The sequence below is a fragment of the Delftia deserti genome (assembly GCF_042653485.1).
GTDB classification, from domain to species: Bacteria; Pseudomonadota; Gammaproteobacteria; order Burkholderiales; family Burkholderiaceae_C; genus Comamonas; species Comamonas acidovorans.
The window spans coordinates 3,165,697-3,182,188 of the sequence record NZ_JBHSIH010000001.1; the positions used below are offsets into that span (position 1 = coordinate 3,165,697).

A 16,492-nucleotide genomic window follows, 5' to 3' on the forward strand; every position below is an offset into this window, starting at 1 on the left:
AGACCGGCACCGCCCCTTGCCCGTGACGGCCTTTTCCCGTTTTCCCGTTTTCCCGTTTTCCCGGCTTTCACGGTTCTTTCGCAAAGTACCCACCCTGTCCGAGACCGCTGCCACCATGTCCTCCGCCTCGCCCCCACTCCAGGCCACCTCACAGGTCCTGGGCGCCTGCCCCCACGACTGCCCCGATACCTGCTCGCTGGTAACCACGGTCGAAGACGGCATCGCCAAAAGAGTCCAGGGCAACCCCGCCCATCCGCACACGGGCGGCGTGCTCTGCGCCAAGGTCAGCAAATACACCGAGCGCAGCTACCACCCCGAGCGCGTGCTCACCCCGCTGCGCCGCGTGGGGCCCAAGGGTTCCGGGCAGTTCGAGCCCGTGGGCTGGGACGAGGCGCTGGCCGACATCGCCGCGCGCCTGCAGTCCATGGCGGCGCGCGACCCCGAAGCCATCCTGCCCTACAGCTACGCAGGCACCATGGGCCTGGTGCAGGGCGAGAGCATGGACCGGCGCTTCTTCCACCAGCTCGGCGCCTCGCTGCTGGACCGCACCATCTGCTCCAGCGCCGGGGGCGAGGCACTGAACCTGACCTATGGCGGCAAGCTGGGCATGCGCGTGGAGCATTTCACCGAAAGCCGGCTCATCCTCATCTGGGGCAGCAACAGCATCGGCAGCAGCCTGCATTTCTGGCGCTATGCGCTGGAGGCCAAGCGCAACGGCGCACGCCTGGTGTGCATCGACCCGCGCAAGACCGAGACCGCCGACAAATGCCACGAGCACCTGCAGCTGCTGCCCGGCACCGACGCCGCCCTGGCACTGGCCCTGATGCACGAGCTGATCACGCACGGCTGGCTGGACCATGACTACATTGCGCGCCACACGCTGGGCTGGGAGGAACTCAAGGCCCGCGCCCTGCAGTGGCCGCCCGAGCGCGCGGCCCAGGTCTGCGGCCTGCCCGTGGAGCAGATCCGCCAGCTGGCGCGCGACTACGGCACCACCACACCCGCCGCCATCCGCCTGAACTACGGCGTGCAACGCGCGCGCGGCGGCGGCAATGCCGTGCGCGCCATCGCCTGCCTGCCGGCCCTGGTGGGCGCCTGGCGCCACCGTGCGGGCGGCCTGCTGCTGTCCGCCTCGGGCGCCCTGCCCGCGCAGCGCGCCCGACTGCAGATGCCGCACCTGCTGGGCGCGCGCCGCCCGCGCACCATCAACATGAGCACCATCGGCGACGCCTTGCTGCATGAAGGCGGCAATGGCTTCGGCCCGCGCGTGGACGCCATCGTGGTCTACAACAGCAATCCCGTGGCCGTGGCGCCCGAGTCGGCCAAGGTCGTGGCCGGCTTTGCGCGCGAGGACCTGTTCACCGTGGTGCTGGAGCAGTTCATGACCGACACGGCCGACCTGGCCGACTACGTGCTGCCGGCCACCACGCAGATCGAGCACTGGGACATCCACGGCAGCTACGGGCATACCGACGTGCTGCTCAACCGCCCCGCCATCGCGCCGCTGGGCCAGGCGCGCAGCAACGGCCAGATCTTCCGCGACCTGGCCGCGCACATGGCGCGGCATGACGACGCCTTTGCCGCCGCCCATTTCCAGACGGGGGACGAGCAACTGTGCCGCGAAGCCTTTGAGGGGCGCGGCGTGGACTTCAACGAGCTGCTGGACAAGGGCTTTGCCACCCTGGCCCTGCCCGAGGCCCCCTTTGCCGAGGGCGGCTTCGCCACGCCCTCGGGCCGCTGCGAGTTCACCAGCGCCGAGCTGGCGCGGCGCGGCATGGACCCGCTGCCCGACTACCTGCCCAACTACGAAACCGGCGACACGGATGAGCGCTACCCGCTGGCCATGATCTCGCCGCCCGCGCGCAACTTCCTCAACAGCAGCTTCGTCAATGTCAAGAGCCTGCGCAACATGGAAGGCCGACCGCTGGTGGAGCTGCACCCCGACGACGCCGCCATGCGCGGCGTGGCCGAGGGCGACCGCGTGCGCGTCTTCAACGACCGGGGCAGCTACGAATGCCATGCCACGCTCAACGGCCGCGCGCGCCGGGGCGTGGTCAACGGCCTGGGCATCTGGTGGCGCAAGCATGGCGACAACGGCACCAACGTCAACGAGCTCACCCACCAGCGCCTGACCGACCTGGGCCGCGCGCCCAGCTTCTACGACTGCGCGGTGCAGGTGCAGCGGCTGGCCTGAGCCCCGCCCCGGAGGCGGGCGATTCCTGCACGATGGCCACCGGCGCATCGGCACAATGGACCGCATTGCCACCACCGACAGGAGATGCCCATGCTGCAAACCGCCGTGGTCGCCGTGCGCGACCGTGCCCGGCTGCAGGAAATCGTCGGCGTGCTGCTGCGCTTCGGGCTGGCCGACCTGGTCGACACGCTGGGCCTGGCCCGCTTCGCGCCGCGCGGCAGCCAGCCCCATCCCGAGCATCCGCTGGATGCCAGCCGCCCCGAGCGCCTGCGCATGGCCCTCGAACACCTGGGGCCGAGCTTCGTCAAGCTGGGCCAGATCATGGCCACGCGCTCGGACCTGCTCGCGCCCGAATGGACGGCCGCCCTGCAGCAACTGCACAGCCACGCCGCCCCCCTGCCCTGGGAGACGGCCCAGCCGCTGATCGAGCAGTCGCTGGGCCTGCCCGTGGAGCAGGTGTTCACGCATTTCGACCCCGTGCCGCTGGCCTCGGCCTCCATGGCCCAGGTGTACCGCGCGCGGCTGCCTGCGGCTGAAGACCGGGAGGACGGCAGCGACAGCACCCCTGCGGCCAGCGCTGCCGACATCGAAGTCGTGGTCAAGGTCCAGCGCCCCGGCCTGCGCCCCCAGATCGAAGCCGACCTGCGCCTGCTCGAGCACCTGGCGCTGCTGGCCCAGGAACAATGGCCGCAGCTGGCACGCTACCGCCCGCGCGAGGTCACGCGCCAGCTGGGCCAGGCGCTGCGCGAGGAACTGGATTTCACCGTCGAAGCCCACAACGGCGACGCCGTGGCACGGCACTTCGCGGCCCAGCCCGAGATCGTCGTGCCGGCCATCCACTGGGCATTGAGCGGGCCGCGCCTGCTGGTGCAGGACTTCGTGCCGGGCGTGCCGGCCTCGGCCGTGGGTGCGGACCCCGCGCTGGACGGCCCGCTGCTGGCGCGCCGTGGCGCCTGCGCGTTTTTGCAGATGGTGCTGCGCGACGGCCTGTTCCACGCCGACCCGCACCCTGGCAACCTGCTGGCCCTGCCCGGCAACCGCGTGGGCTTCATCGACTTCGGCATGGTCGGGCGGCTGTCGCCCCAGCGCCGCCGCCAGGTGCTGGGCCTGATGCGCGCCCTGGTAGAGGGCCAGGGCCGCAGCCTCTCGGGCGTGCTGCTCGACTGGGCCGCCGAAAGCGAAATGCCCGGCCGCGCCCCGCCCTCGGCCGCGCGCATCGAGGCTGCCGTGGACCGCTTCGTGACCCGCCATGGCCCCGGCGCCAGCAATGGCCGCCTGGTGATGTCCCGTGCGCTGCAGGACTTCATGGCCCTGGCCCGCGAAACCGGCGTGGCCCTGCCCGCCGACATGGCCCTGCTGCTCAAGGCCCTGATCACGGCCGACCAGGTGCTGCTGCAGCTGGACCCGCAATTCGACGTGGTGCAGACGGCCACGCCCCTGGTCAAGGCCCAGCTGCTGCAGCGCTACTCCCTGCGCAGCCTGGCGCGCCAGCGCCGCGCCGCCATGGCGCAGTGGATGGAACTGGCCGACGACGCGCCGCACACCCTGCGGCTGGTGATGCAAAGACTGCGCTCGGGCCGGCTGCAGGCCGACCTGGACATACGCCACATCGACCGGCTTTCCCTGGCACTGGAACGCGCCGCCACCCGCCTGGCCCTGGCCGTGGTCTCCGGCGCCTTCATCCTGGGCCTGGCCCCCGGCCTGCTGACCATGGGCCCGCGCCTGTGGGGCATCCCCCTCTTCGCCGCCCTGGGCGTGGCCGGCGCCGCCGCCAGCCTGGCCGTTCTTTTCACCACCATGCGCAGGCAGAAGGCGCTGGATTGATCGCTGGATTGGCGATGAGCAACGCCCAAAGGCACCGCCAGCACACCAGCGCCCAAACCCGCCAAGGCCCAACCCAGAGACACCGAGGAAGGGCAGCCCCGCACCGAGGGTGTCGTCCCCCTCCGCGAAGCGAGAAGGGGCGACGTGCAACGGGAAGGCGCGCAGCGCCTCAGGGGGTCAGTCCAGCTTCACGCCCGCACTCTTGATGATGGCCCCCCAGCGCTTGGACTCCGCGCGCGACATGGCCAGGAACTGCTCGGGCGTGCCCGGCAGCGCCTCCATGCCGAAGTCCTGCATGCGCTTGACCACGGCGGGGTTGGCCAGCGCCTTGTTGAGCTCGGCGTTCAGGCGCTGCACCACGGCCGGGGGCATCTTGGCCGGGCCCAGGATGCCCTGGAAGGCATAGACCTCGGTGTCGGGCACGCCGACCTCGGCCAGCGTGGGCAGCTCGGGCAGGCTGGGCACGCGCTTGCCCGTGCCGATGGCCAGGGCGCGCACCTTGCCCGACTGGATCACCGGCAGGCCCGAGGCCAGGTCCAGGAACATGCAGGGCACCTGGCCGCCCATCACGTCGGCCAGCGCAGGCGCCGCGCCACGGTAGGGAATGTGCGTCAGGAAGGTGCCCGTGCGGTTCTTGAACATCTCCATGGCCAGGTGATGGGGCGAGCCGTTGCCGGGCGAGGCGTAGTTGACCTGGCCCGGATGCGCCTTCACGTAGGCCAGGAAGTCCTTGAAGGTCTTGGCCTCGAAGTTCGGGTTCACCACCAGCGCCATCGGGAAGCGGCTGATGCCGCCGATGTAGGTGAAGTCCTTTTCGGGGTTGAAGGACAGCTTGCTGAACAGGTGCTCGTTGTAGGCCAGCACGGCGTTGTCGGCCGACATGATGGTGTAGCCGTCGGGCTTGGCCGTGGCCACGATCTGGGCGCCGATGTTGGTGGAGGCGCCGGGGCGGTTGTCCACCACGATGGTCTGGTTCAGCGTCTGGCGCATGGCCTCGGCCACGGTGCGCGCCAGCACGTCGGTGCCGCCGCCGGGCGGATAGGGCACGACCCAGCGGATGTTGCTGGCGGGCCAGTCCTGCGCCTGTGCAAAAGGCGCGGCCATGCCGGCGGATGAGGCCGCCACGGCGGCCAGGAATTGTCTACGGTCCATTGTTGTCTCCTGTGGGATGGGTGTGGATGGGTCCTGGCCGTGCCCTGTTGCTCTTGTTCATGGAGGCGGCGGCCGTGTGTTTCAGGGCGGGCTGGCTGCGGGGAACTCCACGCGCTGCACCTTGAAGCCCTGGGCCGCCAGCAGCGCCGGCAGGCCGCGCGTGCCCACCATGTGCAGGGCGCCCACGGCGGCGAACACGCTGCGGCCGGAGCGGATCTGCCGCGCCACTTCGCGTGCCAGGCCGGGGTTGCGGCCATAGACCATGCGGTCGTAGTCGGCGCGCTCGGCGGCATTGGCCATGCAGTCGCACCAGTCGGGCAGGCTCTCCAGCAGGTGGATGCGGCCATCGGCCCAGACGCGTGCGATCAGCCCCAGCTTCTGGGAGGCGATACCGCTTTCCAGCTGGCGCAGGCCGGACTCCACCGTCTCGGCCACGCGCGCGGGGTCGTCCGAGACCAGCTCGCGCAGTTGCAGCTCGGGCGTCTCCAGCGACAGCACGGGCTTGTCCAGCGCGCGTGCCATCCCGGCCAGAGAGAAGTCGATGCCGTAGGCCGCGTCCAGCCCCTCGCTGCGGCCGGCCAGCGACAACAGGGAGATCACCTGGGCATCGGGACGCAGCAGGGCGAGTTCGGGGCCGGCGCAGGCCAGGCGCCTTTGCTCATCAAGCCGGCGCTGGAGATCGCCGCGCAGCGGCGGCGCATCGGGCCGCGCCTGCATGCCTGCGAACAGGACATTCATGACCTCGGGATCGAGGATGTTCAGCTCCAGCGCCAGGCTGTCGGAGGCCCGCAGCGCGTCCGCCACCGTGGGGCCGGGCACACTCCAGTCAAGCTTGGCCGCGTGCATGGTCCCGTAGAGCCAGCTGGTGCGGCCCCGGTGCTCGATGCGCCACAGCAGCCCACGGTCCTGCGCCTTGCGCTGCATGGCGCGGATCTCGTCCGGGCTGGGCATGCGCGCCTCGGGCGGGCAGGTGACGGGGTCCGCGGCCGGGGGCGCCGCGAATGCCGCGGCCAGCGGCGACAGCGCCAGCGCGGCCAGGCCGGCACGCAGCGACCTGCCCGCCAGGCGCCACCAGGGTGCGCAGACGCGGCTCATTCGGCAGGCTCGACGATGTTCTGGTCGATGGCGCCGAAGATGCTCTGGCCGTCCTTGCCCTTCATCTCGATGCGGATGGTGTCGCCGAAGCGCATGAACTCGGTCTTGGGCGCGCCGTCCTGGATGGTCTCTATGCAGCGCTTTTCCGCAATGCAGCTGTAGCCCTTGGGCCACTCCATGCGCCGGTTCTTGCCCTTGCCGCTTTCCACGCCCTTGTTGCTCACGGTGCCGCTGCCCACGATGGAGCCGGCGCGCACATTGCGCGTCTTGCAGATATGGGCGATGAGCTGGCCGAAGTGAAAGCTCATGTCCTCGCCCGCATCGCACATGCCGACCTTGCGGCCGTTCCAGGTGGACTGCAGCGTCAGGTGCAGGCGGCCGCCCTTCCAGGCGTCGCCCAGCTCGTCCAGCGTCACGGCCACCGGGCTGAAGGATGTGGCAGGCTTGGACTGGAAGAAGCCGAAGCCCTTGGACAGCTCATTGGGGATCAGGTTGCGCAGACTCACGTCGTTGGCCAGCATGACCAGGCGCACGCCGCCCAGCGCACGCTCGGGCGTGGCGCCCATGGGCACGTCGGCGGTGATGACGGCGATCTCGGCCTCGAAGTCGATGCCCATGGACTCGCTGGGCACCACCACATCGTCGCAGGGGCCCAGGAAATCATCGCTGCCGCCCTGGTACATCAGCGGGTCGGTGTAGAAATTGGCAGGCACCTCGGCGCCGCGCGCCTGGCGCACCAGCTCCACATGGTTGATGTAGGCCGAGCCGTCGGCCCACTGGTAGGCGCGCGGCAGCGGCGCCATGCACTGGCGCGGATCGAAGGCAAAGGCATGGACTGCCTTGCCGCTGTTGAGCAGGTGGTACAGGTCCTGCAGCTGGGGCGCCATGTAGCTCCAGTCATCGAGCACCTGCTGCAGGCGGCTCGCTATGCCGGTCGCATAATGGGCCTGGCTCAGGTCGCGTGACACCACGACCAGTTGCCCGTCCCGCGATCCGTCCTTGTATGTGGCAAGTTTCATGCTGCTCCCCCGTGCCGCCGCCGCGCGCCACGGCATCCGGGCAGCGGCCTGGATACCCATGGCGACGCAGCCACGAATTACGATAAGTTAAATTGATTTAACTAAACAAAACCAAATTCTATTGCAATGGACAAGGAACGCGCAGGGATTCAATCGGTCGAGGTAGGTTTTGCATTGCTGGAGGCGCTGACGCGCGCCCGGGGCCCGCAGATGCTCAAGGACCTGGCGTCCGACGCCGGCATGAGCGCCGCCAAGGCGCACCGCTACCTCGTGAGCTTCCAGCGCATCGGCCTGGTCACCCAGGACGCGCGCACCTCCCGCTACGACCTGGGCCCGGCCTCGCTCAAGCTGGGCCTGGCCTCGCTGGCGCGGCTGGACCCCGTTCGGCTGGCGCGCGAACGCATGCCCGCGCTCATGGAGCGCATCCACCACACGGCGGCCATCGCCGTCTGGGGCAACCACGGGCCGACCATCGTGCACTGGGAGGAAAGCGCGCAGTCGGTCACCGCCAACCTGCGCCTGGGCGACGTCATGCCCATGCTGGCCTCGGCCACCGGGCGCTGCTTCGCGGCCTGGCTGCCGCGCGAGGTCACGGCCCCGCTGCTGGAGCCCGAAGTGGACAAGGCCCGCCGCATCCAGCGCAAGGACCTGCCGCTCACCCCCGAGGCCATAGACGCCATGCTGGCCGAGGTGCGCGAGCGCGGCACCGCCCGCGTGGTCGATACCGTGCTGCCCGGCATCGTGGCCTTTTGCACGCCGGTCTTCGACTCCTCGGGCCATATCGTGCTGGGCCTGACCACGCTGGGCTCGATCGCCACCTTCGACCCCGAATACGGCGGCGCCATCGATGCGCCGCTGCGCGAGGCCTGCGTCCAGCTGTCCCAGGACCTGGGCTGGAACGCCTGAGATGAAGCTACACCCCCTGAGTCGCTTCGCGCCTTCCCCCTGGAAGGGGGACGACAGCCTCGCTGCGGGGCGGCGCGGCCGGCGTAGGCCCTTGCTCGCTGTCCCTGGCCTTGGGCCGCGCCGGTTTCATGGGCTGCGGGTGGCGCGCAGCACTATGGATAACTGACATGAGCCTACGCCAGCGCGCCCTGCCCGCCGTCACCGCCGTGGTGCTGGGCGTGCACGCGCTGGCCCTGCTGGGCCTGCCGCTGTGGAGCCAGGTATCGGCGCCGCACACCGAGGTGGCAGCCATGCAGACGCGGGCGCTGTCCCTGCCCGAGCCACCTGCCCCCCCGCCTGCAGCGCCCGTCCCCGCACCGAAGGCGCCTGCGCCCAAGCCGCAGCAGCCTCGCCCCAAGGTCCAGCGCCCGGCACCCGCCGCACCCGCGCCCACGCCCGAGCCGCTGGACACGCCCATCCGCGAAACCGTCGAACCCTTGCCGATGGCCGCAGCGCAGGAGCCTGCCGCATCGGAAGCCGCCGCTGCCGCTGCCGATGCAGGTGCTGGCAGCGGGCCAACCCCGGCCACGCCGCCGGCGCCGCCTGCTCCCAAGCCCGAACCCGAAACACCGTCCACACCCTCGGCCGGCCCGGCCCAGGGCATGGCCATCACCTCGCCCGATGGCACGCCGCTGGCCTCCGACGCCCCCGTTCCCGTGCAAATGCCCGATCCCGCGCGGCTGTCGTTCGCCGTCACCGGCCAGGCCAAGCGCTTCAACTACTCGGCCAGTGCCGAGCTGGTCTGGCGCCATGCCAACGGCCAGTACCAGGCCAGCCAGGAAGTCAGCCTGTTCCTGCTGGGCTCGCGCTCGCAGACCAGCGCGGGCCGCATCACGGACAGGGGCCTGGAGCCCAGCCGCTTCAACGACAAGGCACGCAAGGAACAATCGGCGCAGCTGGCGTTCGACCAGAACCTGGCGCACTTCAGCACGGGCGCGCCCGATGCGCCCATCGCGCCCGGCGCCCAGGACCGGCTCAGCGTGTTCCTGCAACTGTCGGCCCTGCTGGCGGCGGCACCGCAGCGCTACCCGGCGGGCACGCAGATCAGCTTCATCACCGTCAGCGCGCGGCGCGCCGACCGCTGGACCTTCCGCGTGGGCGAGACCGAGACGCTGGACCTGCCCTCCGGCAGCACGCAGGCGCTGCGGCTGGACAAGATCGCGGCGGCCGGCGATGACCAGCAGGCCTCGCTGTGGCTGGCGCCTTCACTGCAATACCTGCCCGTGCGCATCCGGCTGGCGCAGGACAACGGCGACTTCGCCGACCTGCAGCTCAAGGGCCGCCAGGCGCCCTGATCGCGGGTAGGCCGGCACTTGCAGGCGTCGCTGCCGCCCGCCTACCACAGGGCGGCCTGCGGCGCACGCCGCCACGCATGCCAATCCGTGGAATACTGCGTGCAAGTGCCTGTGATAGATCGGGACCCCCACGGTCCTTGAAATCCGGCGCTTCGCAGCCATGTAGGCTGTGCGACGCCCGGCAACGGGCCAGAAAGGGAACACCATGCAAATGCTTTACGACTCCGAATCTTTTGTGGTGCTCCATCTGCGTCCCGACATGGATCCGGATGCAACGGCTGGCAGTGAGGCAGTCGATACCGCCCGCCAACTGCCACGCCACGGCTTCGAGATCGTGGACAAGCGCTCGGGCAAGGAGGTCTACCTGGACGGTTCCTGGGCCGAGATGTTCCAAAAGCAGATCATTGCCTGGCAGCTCGACGCCCCCACCGAGGAAGAGGTGGAAGACGCACTGGATCGATACGCCGGCCTGGCCCAGCAGCCCGTCGTGGTGCACTGACAGCACACAGCGCACGGCCCCCTGAGGAGGCCGCGTGCCAAGCCCGCCGCAGATTCTCTGCGGCGGGCTTTTTCTTTGGGCGCGGCCATTGCGCGGACCCTGGTGCTTTCACCGATCCGCAGCCCGCGCCTCCTGCCTAGAATCCTGAGCGCAGGTTCAAGATTTGAAGACCATCTGTGAGATGGTCTTGTCACGCCTGTGTGGTGTGCGCCGGCCTCTTGCAGACAACCAGGAGGCAGCGATGCAAACCACAGGCCACAGCATTCGTGGCGTTCAGGATGTCATCTCGTACATCGACGCACGCCAGGGCATTTCAGGCCGCGCCGGCACCATCTGGTGGCTGGCACTCGGCGGCCTTTTCCTCGACGCCTTTTCCAACTCCGCGCTCAGCGTGGGCCTGGGACCCATGACGCGCGACCAGCAGCTCACGCCGGCCGAGGTGGCCTGGATGACGTCGCTGGCCTCCTGGGTGTCCATCGCCTTCAACCCCATCGGCGGCTGGATGGCCGACCGCTGGGGCCGCATGCGCCCGCTGGTCATCGCCAAGGTGCTGGCCGTGGCCGGTGCGCTGCTGGTCAGCATGGCGCCCGACTACGCCACCATCCTCTTCGGCCGCTTCTTCGTGGGCGCGGCCTATGGCATCGACTTCGCCATCGCCATGGCGGTGCTGGCCGAGTTCACGCCCGCGCGCCTCAAGAGCCGGCTCAATGTCTGGCAGGGCATGTGGTACATGGCCGTGTGCAGCAACCTGGTGCTGGCGCTGTGGTTCCACTCCTGGGACGTGGGCGATTCGCTGTGGCGCTACTCGGTCGCGGCCACCGCCGTGTTCGGCCTGTTCATCCTGGGCATGCAGGCCGCGCTGCTGGTGGAAAGCCCGACCTGGCTGGCACGCAAGGAGCGGCTGGACGACGCGGCCCGCGCCATGACGCGCATCTATGGCCAGACCTTCAGGGCAGCACCCCTTGCCGAGCGCCTGCCCGTGCTCAACCCGGCCCGGCGCGGCCTGGCCAATGTGCTGCTGATCTTTCGCGGCATCTACCTGCCGCGCACGCTGCTGGCGGCCACGGTGCAGATAGGCCAGTCCATCCAGTACTTCGCCGTGGGCTGGTACCTGCCGCTGATCAGCGCCTCGCTGTTCGGCAAGGACTTCCGCGAGGCCACGCTGGGCGCGCTGGTGTTCAACGTGTTCGGCATCGTCGGCGGCTTCCTGTCGCCCGTCATCGGGCGCCGGCTGGGCCTGCGGCGGGCCTCGGCCTTCGGCTTTGCGCTGGTGTTCCTGATGCTGCTGGTGCTGGGCCTGTTCAACGGCCGCATGCCCATCTGGCTGGCCGTGGCCGTGCCCTCGCTGTTCATCCTCTTTCACTCGGGCGGGCCCGGCGCCAACGGCAAGAGCCTGTCCACGCTGTCCTTCCGCAGCGAGCTGCGCGCGGGCGCCAACGGCGTGATCGGAGCGCTGGGCGCCATGGGCGCGGCGCTGGGGCTGCTGGTGTTCCCGCTGTTCCGCCAGCAGTACGGGCTGGAGAACACCTTCCTCATCCTGTCCGTGGTGCCGCTGCTGGCCAGCATCGTCTGCTTTTCCATCCGCTGGGACCCCACGCGCACCACGGTGAATCCCGACGACGAACCCGGCGCACCCCAGTTCGCGGACGACGCCGCCCCGCCCGCCAAGACCGCCCAACCCATTGCCTGAGAGAGGCCACCCCATGCACCATGAAGCCGTGATCCTTTGCATAGACGAAGGCACCTCGGGCACGCGCGCCGCCGTCGTGGGGCGCGACGGGCAGGTGTCCGCCCAGGACTACCTGCCGCTGCAGGTCCACTGCCCGCGCCCCGGCGTGGTCGAGCAGGACGCCGACCTGCTGCTGGAGCGCACGCTGGACGTATGCCGCCGCGCCATCGCCCGCGCCCAGGGCGGCGGCCAGCAGATCGTGGCCCTGGCCATTGCCAACCAGCGCTGCTCAGCCGTGCTCTGGGATACGGTCACGGGCCGGTCGCTGGCGCCCATCATGGTCTGGCAGGACTCGCGCCACCGCGACGAACTGGCCCTGCTGGCCGGCGACTGGGATGCCCGGCTGATCCGCCACGCGGGCCGGCCCGTGGGCGTGCGTTCGCCCTACCTGTGGGCCGCGCGCAAGCTGCGGGAGGATGCGGCCGTGGCCCGTGCCTGGCAGCAGCGCCGCCTGGCCTTCGGCACCATCGACTCCTGGCTGCTGTGGCATCTGTCGGATGCGCGCGCCGTGGTCACCACGCCCACCAATGTGACCTCGGGCAACGCCTATGCATTGGGCGATCACCGTTATCTGCAGGACTGGCTGGACGCGCTGGAGTTTCCCGCCGAGCTGCTGCCCCGCCTGTGCGAAGACGTGCAGGACTTCGGCCGCACGCGCACCGAGCTGCTGGGCCTGGCCGTGCCCATCCTGGCCTGCGCGGGCGACCAGCATGCGGCCGCCGTGGGCCTGGGCTGCCTGGAGCGGGGCCAGGCGCTGTGCGTGCATGGCACCGGCAGCTTCGTCGATGTGCTCACGGGAACAAAGCTGCCCGCGCATGACGCGGCCCATGAAAGCTCGCTGACCATGACCGCGCGGCGCATGGGCGGTGTCTCGCGCTATGCCATCGAGACCTATGTGCCCACCACCGGCTCGGCGCTCAACTGGATCTGCGAGAAGCTGCAGTGGTTCGACAACCCGCAGCAGATCAGCGCCCTGGCCCGCGAGGCCGAGACGCCGGCCGACCTGGTCTTCATCCCCGCGCTCACGGGCCTGCGCCTGCCGGCCATGGAGCCGGGCGCGCGGGCCTCGATCTCGGGCGTGTCCATGGCCACCTCGCGGCCGCAGCTGGCGCGCTCCATCCTCGAAGGCATTGCGCATTCCGTGGCCTCCTGCGTGCAGGCGGACGAGGCGGCATCAGGTACCGAGGTGGGCGAGCTGCTGGTGGGCGGCGGCCTGTCGGGCAGCGATGCGCTGCTGCAGATCCAGGCCGACCTGGGCGGCCTGCCCGTGCGCCGCCTGGCCGATACCGACAAGGCCAGCCTGCGCGGCATCGCCTTCATGGCCGGCAGCACGGGCCTGCTGTGGGACGGGCTGGAGCAGGCCTGCGCCACGCTGCGCACCGAAGCGGTCTTCACCCCGCGCATGGCGGCCGACGAGCGCGGCGAGCGCCGCCGCATCTGGCGCGCCCGCGTGGGCGACGAACTGGTCCGCGCCCGGGCCCCCGGGCGCAGCGCCGCCCTGGAGGGCTGCGCATGATGCAATGGCCCTTTGGCAAGGAACGCAGGGACAGCGCCGCACTGACCCAGACCGCGCCGCTGCAGCTGCAGCGCGCGGACCAGCTCGCGCGGCTGGGTGACGAGGCCTTCGACCTGCTGGTCATCGGCGGCGGCATCACCGGCGCCTATGCGGCGCTGGACGCCAGCCTGCGCGGCCTGCGCGTGGCGCTGGTGGAGAAGGACGACTTCGCCTCGGGCACCTCGTCCAAGTCCTCCAAGATGGTGCACGGCGGCCTGCGCTACATCGAGCAGGGCAACCTGGCCCTGGTGCGGCACTCGCTGCTGGAGCGCCAGCGCCTGCGCCGCAATGCGCGGCACCTGGTGCAGCGCCTGCCCTTCCTGTTTCCCGTGATGGAGCGCGACGGCGTCTTCGACGCCCGCCTGGCCAAGGCCTTCGGCAGCCTGCTGTGGACCTACGACCTGGCCGGCGGCTGGCGCGAAGGCATCCTGCATCGCAAGCTCGGCAAGGCCGAGGTGCTGTCGCACTGCCCGAGCTTTCGCGAAGAGCAGCTCCTGGGCGGCTACATGTACTTCGATGCGCGCGTGGACGATGCGCGGCTCACGCTGGCCGTGGCGCGCACGGCGGCCTTCCATGGCGCGGCCGTGCTCAACCACTGCCAGGCCACCGCCGTCATGCGCAACGCCCACGGCCGCGTGGATGGCGCCATCGTCCAGGCCGACGGCCGCGAGATCAAGGTGCGCGCGCGCAGCGTGGTCATGGCCACGGGCGTGTGGCTGCGCGACTGGGATGGCCGCAAGCCCGGCCAGGAGCCCCGGCTGCACGTGCGCCCCGCCAAGGGCGTGCACGTGGCCATTCCCTGGCTGCGCATACGCAACGACTGCACCGTCACCATTCCCGTGCCGGGCCGCAGCCGGCGCGCCACCATCACGCGCTGGGGCGATGTCTCCTACCTGGGCACCACCGACGAGGACTACGCGGGCGGCCTGGACGATGTGCACTGCACGCGCACCGAGCTGGACTTCCTGCTGGAAGGCGCGCGCTCCGCGCTCAGGGTGGACCTGTCGCCCGAGGACGTGGTCGGCTCCATCGCCGGCTGCCGCCCCCTGGTCGGCCCGCCCGGCGGCAAGACCGTGGAGATGAAGCGCAACCACGAAATCCATGTGGCGGCCGACGGCCTGGTCACCATCGTGGGCGGCAAGCTCACCACCTCGCGCCACATGGCCGAGCAGACCGTGGACGCCGTCGAGAAACTGCTGGGCCGGCGCACGCGCTGCACCACCACCTCGGCCTTTGTGCTGGGCGCGGCCGGCTACGACGCCCAGGCCATCACGGCCACGGGCGGCCTGTCGGCCCACCTGGGCGAGCGCTACGGCACGGAGGCGCGCTTCGTCAGCGACCTGCTGGCCGCGCGCCCCGAACTGGCACGGCCCATCGTGCAGGGACTGCCCCATACCGAGGCCGAAGTCCTCTACGCCGTGCGCCACGAAATGGCGGCCAGCGTGGACGACGTGCTCTCGCGCCGCCTGCGCGCCCGCCTCATGGCGCGCGATGCCTCGGCCCACGCCGCGCAGCGCGTGGGCGACATCCTGGCCGATGAACTGGGACTGGCACCCGCGCAGGTCGCGCAACAGGTCCGCGACTACCGCCGCGCCGTGGAGCGCGAGAAACAGATTTTGATGGGAGACATCCAATGCTGAGCAAAGACGCAATCGCCCGCGGCTACAACCGCCGCAACTACGTGGTGGGCGCCCCCACGACCCCAGGCTGGGCGGCGCAGGCCGCACCTGCAGCCGACCGCCCTGCCTCCGAAGGTCCTGCCTGCGGCCTGCAGCACGAGCCCGTGGCCGTGCCCGAGGCCGCGCTCGCCGCGCTGCGCGCCGCCTGCGACCGCGTGCAGACCGAGCGCGCCGACATCGTCGCCGGCACGCGCGACTGGTGGGCGCGCACCATGGTGGCCGAGACCTCGGGCCACCCGGCCACGCCGCAGGCCGTCATCGCCCATGCATCCACCGTGGAGCAGGTGCAGGCCGTGATGCGCATTGCCGACGCGCACGCCATTCCCGTCACCGTCTCGGCCGGGCGCAGCAACGTCACGGGCGCGGCCCTGCCCCTGCGCGGCGGCATCGTGCTGGACCTGTGCGAACTCAACCGTTTCATCGCCCTGGACGAGCAAAGCCAGATCGTCGAGGTCGAGGCCGGCATGTTCGGCGACGTGTTCGAGGAAACCATCCAGCGCCGCCACGGCATGACCATGGGCCACTGGCCCTCGTCCTTCGGCATCAGCACCGTGGGCGGCTGGGTGGCCTGCCGGGGCGCGGGCCAGCTGTCCACGCGCTACGGAAAGATCGAGGACATGGTCCACGGCATGGACGTGGTGCTGGCCGATGGCCGCCTCGTCACCGTGGGCGGCTACGCGCGCGCGGCCATCGGCCCGGACCTGCAGCAGCTGTTCATCGGCTCGGAAGGCACGCTGGGCGTGATCGTGCGCATCCGCTTCAAGCTGCACCGCCTGCCCGACCACGGCCGCGCCATCGCCTATGGCTTCGCCAGCTTTGCCCAGGGCCTGGAGGCCTGCCGCCAGATCCTGCAGCAAGGCGCCAACCCCGCCGCGCTGCGGCTGTACGACGCGCTGGAAAGCGGCGTGCAATTCGGCCGCAGCGACCTCAACGTGCTGCTGATCGCCGACGAAGGCGCGCCCGAGATCGTCGATGCCGTCATGGCCATCTGCGAACGTGTGTGTGCACCCTTGGGTGAACGGCTGGACGGCGCCGCCACCCTGGAGCGCTGGCTGGACACGCGCTACCTGACTGGCAAGAGCGCCGAGGGCTTCAAGAAAGGCCCGGGCTTCGTCGCCGACACGCTGGAGATGTGCGGCCCCTGGAAAGACCTGCCGGCCATCTACGAGGAAGTGGTCGCCGCCCTGCAGGCCATCCCCGGCACGCTGGCCGGCTCGGCCCACCAGTCGCATGCCTATGTGGATGGCGCCTGCCTGTACTTTTCTCTGCGCGGCGAGGTGGCCGTGGACCAGCGCGCCCAGTGGTACCGCGCGGCCTGGGACGCGGCCAACGCCGTGCTGCTGCGCCACGGCGCCACGCTCAGCCACCACCACGGCGTGGGCCTGCTGCGCGCGCCCTACATGCGGCAATCGCTGGGCCCGGCCTTTGCGCTGCTGGAGGCCACCAAGCGCATGCTGGACCCCAAGAACCTGCTCAACCCCGGCAAGCTGGGGCTGGACCTCTGAC

12 protein-coding genes are annotated in these 16,492 nt (G+C 70.5%); 9 read left to right on the forward strand and 3 right to left on the reverse strand.

The window, feature by feature from the left end:
• Positions 1-115 precede the first annotated feature (115 nt).
• On the forward strand, positions 116-2,194 hold the full coding sequence (locus ACFPFG_RS15375) for a molybdopterin-containing oxidoreductase family protein (protein WP_380107275.1): 2,079 nt from the start codon (positions 116-118) through the stop codon (positions 2,192-2,194).
• A gap of 90 nt (positions 2,195-2,284) precedes the next feature.
• Positions 2,285-4,018, forward strand: a complete 1,734-nt coding sequence (locus tag ACFPFG_RS15380) for an ABC1 kinase family protein (protein ID WP_380107277.1) — start codon at positions 2,285-2,287, stop codon at positions 4,016-4,018.
• A gap of 177 nt (positions 4,019-4,195) precedes the next feature.
• On the opposite strand, the gene ACFPFG_RS15385 is transcribed toward ACFPFG_RS15380, so the two are convergent.
• The 3 genes from ACFPFG_RS15385 to ACFPFG_RS15395 form a co-directional block, all read right to left on the reverse strand.
• Positions 4,196-5,170: a Bug family tripartite tricarboxylate transporter substrate binding protein gene (locus tag ACFPFG_RS15385; RefSeq protein ID WP_183017557.1), complete on the reverse strand. Its 975-nt coding sequence runs from the start codon at positions 5,168-5,170 to the stop codon at positions 4,196-4,198.
• A gap of 81 nt (positions 5,171-5,251) precedes the next feature.
• Positions 5,252-6,265: a TraB/GumN family protein gene (locus ACFPFG_RS15390; RefSeq protein ID WP_380107279.1), complete on the reverse strand. Its 1,014-nt coding sequence runs from the start codon at positions 6,263-6,265 to the stop codon at positions 5,252-5,254.
• Positions 6,262-7,284 (reverse strand): fumarylacetoacetate hydrolase family protein, encoded by a 1,023-nt coding sequence (locus tag ACFPFG_RS15395; protein WP_034390060.1) that lies wholly within the window; start codon positions 7,282-7,284, stop codon positions 6,262-6,264. Before ACFPFG_RS15395 ends, ACFPFG_RS15390 begins: the two co-directional genes overlap by 4 nt.
• Before the next feature lie 126 nt (positions 7,285-7,410).
• On the opposite strand from ACFPFG_RS15395, the gene ACFPFG_RS15400 reads away from it, so the two are divergent.
• The 7 genes from ACFPFG_RS15400 to ACFPFG_RS15430 all read left to right on the forward strand — a co-directional run bounded on the left by ACFPFG_RS15400 (position 7,411) and on the right by ACFPFG_RS15430 (position 16,491).
• Positions 7,411-8,190, forward strand: a complete 780-nt coding sequence (locus ACFPFG_RS15400; RefSeq protein WP_183017555.1) for an IclR family transcriptional regulator — start codon at positions 7,411-7,413, stop codon at positions 8,188-8,190.
• A gap of 167 nt (positions 8,191-8,357) precedes the next feature.
• The gene (locus ACFPFG_RS15405) at positions 8,358-9,524 is read left to right on the forward strand and encodes a DUF3108 domain-containing protein (RefSeq protein WP_197953667.1); all 1,167 of its coding nucleotides are present in this window, start codon (positions 8,358-8,360) and stop codon (positions 9,522-9,524) included.
• Positions 9,525-9,729: 205 nt separating this feature from the next.
• Positions 9,730-10,023, forward strand: coding sequence for a BTH_I0359 family protein (locus tag ACFPFG_RS15410; RefSeq protein WP_183017553.1), 294 nt, complete (start codon positions 9,730-9,732; stop codon positions 10,021-10,023).
• Between the two features lie 241 nt (positions 10,024-10,264).
• Positions 10,265-11,713, forward strand: coding sequence for an MFS transporter (locus ACFPFG_RS15415; protein ID WP_183017552.1), 1,449 nt, complete (start codon positions 10,265-10,267; stop codon positions 11,711-11,713).
• Between the two features lie 13 nt (positions 11,714-11,726).
• A complete protein-coding gene (locus ACFPFG_RS15420) occupies positions 11,727-13,268 on the forward strand; it encodes an FGGY family carbohydrate kinase (protein WP_380107284.1) in 1,542 nt (513 codons plus the stop codon).
• Positions 13,265-14,947 carry a glycerol-3-phosphate dehydrogenase/oxidase gene (locus ACFPFG_RS15425; RefSeq protein ID WP_374622196.1) on the forward strand — a complete coding sequence of 561 codons (1,683 nt, stop codon included), beginning with the start codon at positions 13,265-13,267 and terminating at the stop codon, positions 14,945-14,947. The genes ACFPFG_RS15420 and ACFPFG_RS15425 overlap by 4 nt, the downstream gene beginning before the upstream one ends.
• On the forward strand, positions 14,941-16,491 hold the full coding sequence (locus tag ACFPFG_RS15430) for an FAD-binding oxidoreductase (protein ID WP_380107287.1): 1,551 nt from the start codon (positions 14,941-14,943) through the stop codon (positions 16,489-16,491). The genes ACFPFG_RS15425 and ACFPFG_RS15430 overlap by 7 nt, the downstream gene beginning before the upstream one ends.
• The last annotated feature ends 1 nt before the right edge of the window (position 16,492 follow it).

Bases quoted from the DNA above. Each gene is read 5' to 3' on its own strand.
- ACFPFG_RS15375 (WP_380107275.1), top strand. From the start codon at position 116: ATGTCCTCCGCCTCGCCCCCACTCCAGGCCACCTCACAGGTCCTGGGC.
- ACFPFG_RS15380 (WP_380107277.1), top strand. From the start codon at position 2,285: ATGCTGCAAACCGCCGTGGTCGCCGTGCGCGACCGTGCCCGGCTGCAG.
- ACFPFG_RS15385 (WP_183017557.1), bottom strand. From the start codon at position 5,170: ATGGACCGTAGACAATTCCTGGCCGCCGTGGCGGCCTCATCCGCCGGC.
- ACFPFG_RS15390 (WP_380107279.1), bottom strand. From the start codon at position 6,265: ATGAGCCGCGTCTGCGCACCCTGGTGGCGCCTGGCGGGCAGGTCGCTG.
- ACFPFG_RS15395 (WP_034390060.1), bottom strand. From the start codon at position 7,284: ATGAAACTTGCCACATACAAGGACGGATCGCGGGACGGGCAACTGGTC.
- ACFPFG_RS15400 (WP_183017555.1), top strand. From the start codon at position 7,411: ATGGACAAGGAACGCGCAGGGATTCAATCGGTCGAGGTAGGTTTTGCA.
- ACFPFG_RS15405 (WP_197953667.1), top strand. From the start codon at position 8,358: ATGAGCCTACGCCAGCGCGCCCTGCCCGCCGTCACCGCCGTGGTGCTG.
- ACFPFG_RS15410 (WP_183017553.1), top strand. From the start codon at position 9,730: ATGCAAATGCTTTACGACTCCGAATCTTTTGTGGTGCTCCATCTGCGT.
- ACFPFG_RS15415 (WP_183017552.1), top strand. From the start codon at position 10,265: ATGCAAACCACAGGCCACAGCATTCGTGGCGTTCAGGATGTCATCTCG.
- ACFPFG_RS15420 (WP_380107284.1), top strand. From the start codon at position 11,727: ATGCACCATGAAGCCGTGATCCTTTGCATAGACGAAGGCACCTCGGGC.
- ACFPFG_RS15425 (WP_374622196.1), top strand. From the start codon at position 13,265: ATGATGCAATGGCCCTTTGGCAAGGAACGCAGGGACAGCGCCGCACTG.
- ACFPFG_RS15430 (WP_380107287.1), top strand. From the start codon at position 14,941: ATGCTGAGCAAAGACGCAATCGCCCGCGGCTACAACCGCCGCAACTAC.